General features: G+C 69.9%; 5 protein-coding genes. 3 read left to right on the forward strand and 2 right to left on the reverse strand.

Annotation, left to right across the window (positions count from 1 at the left end):
• Positions 1 to 155: 155 nt before the first annotated feature.
• On the reverse strand, positions 156 to 2,261 hold the full coding sequence (gene sctV, locus F3J10_RS33960; protein WP_167243907.1) for a type III secretion system export apparatus subunit SctV: 2,106 nt from the start codon (positions 2,259 to 2,261) through the stop codon (positions 156 to 158).
• A 19-nt stretch (positions 2,262 to 2,280) separates the two neighbouring features.
• A complete protein-coding gene (gene sctU / locus F3J10_RS33965; RefSeq protein ID WP_025097504.1) occupies positions 2,281 to 3,360 on the reverse strand; it encodes a type III secretion system export apparatus subunit SctU in 1,080 nt (359 codons plus the stop codon).
• Between the two features lie 508 nt (positions 3,361 to 3,868).
• Here sctU and F3J10_RS33970 point away from each other — a divergent pair.
• Genes F3J10_RS33970 through sctJ form a run of 3 tightly spaced genes read left to right on the forward strand, consistent with a single transcriptional unit; the run spans position 3,869 to position 5,773 of the window.
• Positions 3,869 to 4,453 carry an HrpB1 family type III secretion system apparatus protein gene (locus F3J10_RS33970; RefSeq protein ID WP_025097505.1) on the forward strand — a complete coding sequence of 195 codons (585 nt, stop codon included), beginning with the start codon at positions 3,869 to 3,871 and terminating at the stop codon, positions 4,451 to 4,453.
• A 43-nt stretch (positions 4,454 to 4,496) separates the two neighbouring features.
• Positions 4,497 to 4,892, forward strand: coding sequence for a type III secretion protein HrpB2 (locus tag F3J10_RS33975; protein ID WP_025097506.1), 396 nt, complete (start codon positions 4,497 to 4,499; stop codon positions 4,890 to 4,892).
• Between the two features lie 47 nt (positions 4,893 to 4,939).
• Entirely contained in the window at positions 4,940 to 5,773 is an 834-nt protein-coding gene (sctJ, locus tag F3J10_RS33980) for a type III secretion inner membrane ring lipoprotein SctJ (RefSeq protein WP_025097507.1), read from the forward strand.
• Positions 5,774 to 5,876: the final 103 nt, after the last annotated feature.

The raw sequence follows: 5,876 nt of genomic DNA on the forward strand, positions 1-5,876 counted from the left end.
GCCGCCGCCCGATTGCGGCTGCTCGCGCGCGGGCAGCCGGTGCGGGGCGCGGCGCGAGGCCAGCGAGGCGTAGTCGAAGCGGCGCTCGCGCGGCCGGTTCGGCTCGGCGGGCGCGGCGCCGGGGATGATGCGCGCATTGCGCGAGTCGATGGTGGTCATGCGGTCAGCGTCACGCGGCCCACGGGTTTGAGTTCGACGTGCTCGCCGAGCTCCTGGTACGAGTACACGGCCAGCCAGCCCAGCCGCGCCTCGATCATGCGCCGCACGTAGCGGCGGATATCCATCGAGGTCACCAGCACCACGCCCTCGCGGGGCGCCGCGCCCACGAAGGACTGGATGCGGTCGATCAGGAACGCGGCGTCGTTGGGCGGCAGCGCCAGGAAGTTGCCGGTGGGCGTCTGCTTGATGGCGGCGCGGATATGCTGCTCGGCCTGCATGTCGAACAGCACCGCCGACAGCGTGCGCTCGCCCTTGGCGGCGCGATGCGCGAGGAAGCGCGAGAGGTCGCCGCGCACGTACTCGGTCAGCATCAGCATGTCCTTTTCCTTGGCGCCCCAGGCGATCAGGCTCTCCATGATGGTGCGCACGTTGCGGATCGATACCTGCTCCTCCAGCAGCCGACGCAGCACGTCGGCGATCCGCTGCGGCGGCAGCACCTTCTGCACTTCGGCCACCAGCCCCGGCGCGTCGTGGCCGAGCTGGTCGAGGATCCACTGCACCTCCTGGATGCCGAGGAACAGCGTGGCGTGCCGGCGCATCGCCGCCACGCAGGCATGCGGGATGATCTGCTCGGCGCGCCACACCGGCATCTTGGGCGGGATGGTCTTGTCGTCGAGCCAGCGCGTGGGCGCGCCGTCGGCCACGATCGCCGGGCCGGCCTCGGTGCGCTCGGCCACCGACTGCAGCTTCTCGGCGGCCGCCGCGGCCACCTCGGGCGCGAGCAGGGCGGGATCGGGAATCAGCACCTTGCCCGCCGGCAGCGTCACGGTGAGGTGGGGCACGTCGTGCACCAGGATCTCGAAGCTGTTGGCCGGCAGCGGCGCGTGGATCCACATCGTGATGCCGGGGAAGGGCAGGCCGAGCATCTCCTGCAGGGCCGCGCGCTCGGTCTCGAAGGCGATGTCGAGGGTCGGCAGCGAGAGCCGCGCGGCCAGGTCCGGGGCGATGCGCACGCCCACCGCGCAGGCGAACTGCGGCGCGCGCGGCAGGATCGGCGGCACTTCCGTCTTGGCGCCCGAGCGCTGCATCGAGGCCAGCGTCTCGGCGCCGCCGTGCTCGCTGTCGCGCGAGGACGCGGGCTTCTTCGCCAGCTTGTAGCCGGCGAAGGACAGCAGGCCGGCCAGCAGCACGAACAGCAGCGAGGGGAAGCCCGGCACGATCGCGAAGCCCAGCAGCAGCACCGCGGCGAAGAACAGCGCGCGGCTGCTGGAGCCGAGCTGGTGGCCGATCTCGTCGCCCAGCGAGCGCTGCTTGGTCTGGCGCTCGTCGGCCACCCGCGTGATCATCACGCCGGCGGCCACCGACAGCAGCAGCGAGGGGATCTGCGAGACCATCGCGTCGCCCACCGACAGCACCGAGAAGCGGTTGGCCGCGTCGCCGGCCGACATGCCGTGGTAGGCCACGCCCACCGCGATGCCGGCCAGGATGTTGATCAGCGTGATGATCAGGCCGGCGATCGCATCGCCCTTCACGAACTTCATCGCGCCGTCCATGCCGCCGTGCAGCTGGCTCTCCACCGCCAGCGTGGCGCGCTTGCGCTTGGCTTCCTCGGGCGTGAGCAGGTTGGCGCGCAGGTCGGCGTCGATGCTCATCTGCTTGCCGGGCAGCGCGTCCAGCGTGAAGCGCGCGCCCACCTCGGCCACCCGCTCCGAGCCCTTGGCGATCACGATGAACTGCACCGTGGTGATGATCGCGAACACCACCAGGCCCACCACCAGGTTGCCGCCCACCACCAGCTTGCCGAAGCTCTCGATGATGGTGCCGGCCTCGGCGTGCAGCAGGATCGACTTGGTGGAGGCGATGTTCAGCGAGAGCCGGAACAGCGTGGTGAACAGCAGCAGCGAGGGGAAGGCCGACAGCGCCGAGATGTCGGGCACGTACATGGTGATCATCAGCAGCGTCACGCTGATGGTGATGTTCAGGGCCAGCAGCCCGTCGATCATCAGCGGCGGCAGCGGCAGGATCATCAGCGAGATGATCGCCACCACCAGCGCGACGATCCCGATTTCGCCGCCGGCGGGGAGTTTCATGGACTTCAGCATCGTGGCTCCGGGTCGGCGCTCAGTGGATCTGCTGCGCCTGGTGCTGCTGTTGCGCCTCGCGGCTCGCGCCGATCGAGTCCACCCAGCGCAGGATCGCGGCGATGGTCTCGAACAGCACCTCGGGAATCGGCTCGTCGACGCCGACCTTGTAGAGCGCGCGCGCCACCGGCGGGTTGCCGACGATCGGCACCTCGGCCTCGGCGGCGGCGCGCCGGATCGCGGCGGCGGCCTCGTCCATGCCCTTGGCGATCACCACCGGCAGCGGGTGCTCGTCGGGCGCGTAGCGCAGCGCCACCGCGTAGTGGGTGGGGTTGACCACCACCACGTTGGCGCGCGCCATGCGCGGCGGCGGGGAGTTGGCCATCTCGCGCGCGATGCGCTTGCGCTCGCCCTTGATCATCGGGTCGCCCTCGTCGTTCTTGTGCTCGCGCTTGACCTCGTCCTTCGACATCTTCATCTGCTTCATGAACAGCATCTTCTGCAGCTTGACGTCGGCGGCACCCACCACCACGAAGATCACCGCGGCGATCATCATCAGCTTGATCAGGATCCCCCAGTACATCGCCGAGAGCTCCGCCAGCGGCTGGTAGATCGAGCCCGACACCAGCGGGAACAGGCCGCGGATCACCACCCACATCACGGCGAAGATCAGCGCCGCCTTGACGATCATCTTGGCGGTCTCGATCACGGTCTTGATCGAGAAGATCTTCTTGAGGCCTTCGCCGGGGTTCAGCGAATTGAGGTTGGGCATCACCGGCTTCAAGGCGATCTGCAGGCCGACCTGCATCGCCGAGCCCATCAGCCCGGCCATCGCGGCGGCCAGCGCGAGCGGCACCACCGCCAGCAGCGCGATGCCGCCGAAGCGGTAGAGCCGGTCGAACATGTCGGGAATGCTGTGCTCGGTGGTGACGAAGTCGAGCGCGCTCACCACCAGCTGGCGCATCGAGTCGCGCAGGTGGGCGCCGGCGGCCATCACGAAGCCGATCGCCACCGTCATCGAGATCGCGTCCGCCAGGTCCGAGCTCTTCGACACCTGGCCGTCCTTGCGGGCGTCGCGCAGTTTCTTGTCGGTGGGCTCTTCGGTTTTTTCGTCGCTCATCGCTCGCTCGTCGCGTGGTCCGGGGTGGGGTGCTCACGCAGGCGCTCGCCGGGGAGGGCGGGCAGGGGTTGGCGGGCAGGCCCGGCGCGGGAGCGCGCAGCGAGCCGGTCGGACGAAGATAGCCGCGCGCCGCCCCGCGCTTTCTGTCCGACGCGAATCGGGCGCTGCGCATGCGAAGTTGGGGCGGCGAGCAAGGTGGATGCGCAGCGATGGGGCCCCGGGAAACGCCGGCCGCGGCCCCGCGAGACGCCTGGAATGCGGCGCGGGACACGGTTTTTCGGCCGGGCTGCCGGCGCTCGGGCGAACCCTGGCGTGCGCGCCGGCCCGGCGCGCCCCGGCTTCGCGGCCCGCGGCGGCGGGAGGGTCCGAGCCGCGTTCGCGCGCCTTCGCTTTCGGCGCGCTGGCTTCGCATCGCCGATCTCGCGGCCCCCGGCCGGTTGCTAAGGTTCCGTCGTGCGTCCGATCGACCCCGACCGTGGCGCGAAGATATCCGCCAGGAGAATGCGCGATGACCAAGGCCACACCCGATTACCTGAACTGCCGCCCGGAGATCGTCGGAGGACTGATCGAGACGGCCTCCGATGCGCTGCTGCAGACCTTCCCGAAGGTGTCGGTGGACCCCTACGACATCGAGCTGATGCTCGACGCGCTGCGCGTGCTGCGTCCGAAGGTGCCCGAGATCCAGATGCTGGACGGCATCCTGCACATGGTCCGCAACCATTGGGACGACGCGATCCTGGTGCTGCGCGAGGTCAGCGAGAGCGCGCCGCGCTTCGCCTATGCCAAGGCGCTGCTGGCCTTCTGCCTGTCCACCAAGGGCGACGGCGACTGGAAGCTGATCGCCAACGAGGTGCTCGAGAACAACCCGACGCGCGATACGCTGGCCCTCGTCAAGGCCCTGCATGCGCGCGAGGAGCTGGTCAGCGCCGTGAACGCGAGCCGCAACGGCGGCGCCTTCGTGCCGCCCGCCTCGATCGAGGAGTTGAACGAGGAACTGGCCAGCCGCGGCGACAAGCCCGATGTGCCCACCGCGCCGGTGCCGCCGGCCGCCGGCCTCGAATCCCTGCCGTTCGGCGTCGCGCTGCGCGCGTGAACGTCGTCCGCCCGCTCGACGAAGCCTGACGAGGAGCCCGACGATGACTGCGATCGACCATTCCGCGGCGCTGCGCGCCTCGCTCGAAGCCTTGTCCAAGCCGGAAGCCGCGGCGGGCGGCGGTACCTCGCCCGCGGCCGCCGACAAGTTCAAGGCGATGATGGAGAAGCCCTCGATGGCGCCGCCGCACGCGGCCCAGAGCCCGTCGATGGAAGTCGCCTCGAAGCTGGTGGCGGCGCAGGATGCCGAGCTGCAGCGCAGCGTCACCGACGCCGCCGAGTTCATGCAGCGCGCGCCCGAGATGAACCTCAACGAGCTCAATGCCGGCTCGATCCGCCTGACCTACGAACTCGCCGCCACCCAGCTCGACATGGAAGCGAAGATGGGCGTGGTGAACTCGTCGAAGTCGTCGATCGAAACGCTGATGAAGAACCAGTGACACGCGGCGCTCCACGGCGCCGCGCGGTCCGCCGCGAGACTTACCCCATGTCACAGACCCGGTCCGGATGGCGGCGCGCATCCGTCGTCGGCGCCTTCGCGCTCTGCGCGCTGCTCGCCGGCTGCAAGAAGGAACTATACGGAAACCTGTCCGAGCAGGACGTCAACGAGATGGTCGTGGCGCTGCTCGAGAACGGTGTGGACGCCGCCAAGGAAACGCCCGACGGCGGCAAGACCTGGACGCTCGAGGTGGACGGCGACCAGATGGTGCGCGCCATGGAGGCGCTGCGCTCGCGCGGCCTGCCCAAGAGCCGCTTCGACAACCTCGGTGACCTGTTCAAGAAGGACGGCCTGGTATCCACGCCGACCGAGGAACGCGTGCGCTTCATCTACGGCATGTCGCAGGAGCTGTCGTCCACGCTGTCGAAGATCGACGGCGTGCTGGTGGCGCGCGTGCAGATCGTGCTGCCCAACAACGACCCGCTGGCGCAGACCATCAAGCCCTCCTCGGCGGCCGTGTTCATCAAGTACCGCCCGAATTCCGACGTCGGCGCGCTGGTGCCGCAGATCAAGACGCTGGTGATGCACAGCGTCGAGGGCCTCACCTACGACCAGGTCAGCGTGACCGCCGTGCCGGCCGATCCGTCCGACCTGGCGCGCCAGCCGCTGCCGCCGGCGAGCAACGGCGCGCCGCTGGTGTGGATCGTCAGCGGCATCGCCGGGGTGGTGCTGATCGTGGCCGCCGCCTTGCTGGTGGTGCTGCGCCGCAAGCTGCCGCATGGCGCCGACGGTGCGCCCGAGGCGGCTGGCGACAGCGCCGGCGGCCTGCGCGGCAAGCTCGGCGCGCTGACGGCTCGGCTGCGGCCGCGTCCGGCCAACTGAACGCCGGCCCGCACGCATGGCGTCTGCCCAGTTCTATCCCCCGCAACGCGTCGCCGCGGCGCTGAACGGCTATCGCGACAACCTCGATAGCGCGGCGCTGTGG

Origin of the sequence: Burkholderia sp. Cy-637 (assembly GCF_011753175.1) — a bacterium.
GTDB classification, from domain to species: Bacteria; Pseudomonadota; Gammaproteobacteria; order Burkholderiales; family Burkholderiaceae; genus Burkholderia; species Burkholderia gladioli.

Coding starts and splice junctions, on each gene's coding strand:
- sctV (WP_167243907.1), bottom strand. CDS start 2,261: ATGCTGAAGTCCATGAAACTCCCCGCCGGCGGCGAAATCGGGATCGTC.
- sctU (WP_025097504.1), bottom strand. CDS start 3,360: ATGAGCGACGAAAAAACCGAAGAGCCCACCGACAAGAAACTGCGCGAC.
- F3J10_RS33970 (WP_025097505.1), top strand. CDS start 3,869: ATGACCAAGGCCACACCCGATTACCTGAACTGCCGCCCGGAGATCGTC.
- F3J10_RS33975 (WP_025097506.1), top strand. CDS start 4,497: ATGACTGCGATCGACCATTCCGCGGCGCTGCGCGCCTCGCTCGAAGCC.
- sctJ (WP_025097507.1), top strand. CDS start 4,940: ATGTCACAGACCCGGTCCGGATGGCGGCGCGCATCCGTCGTCGGCGCC.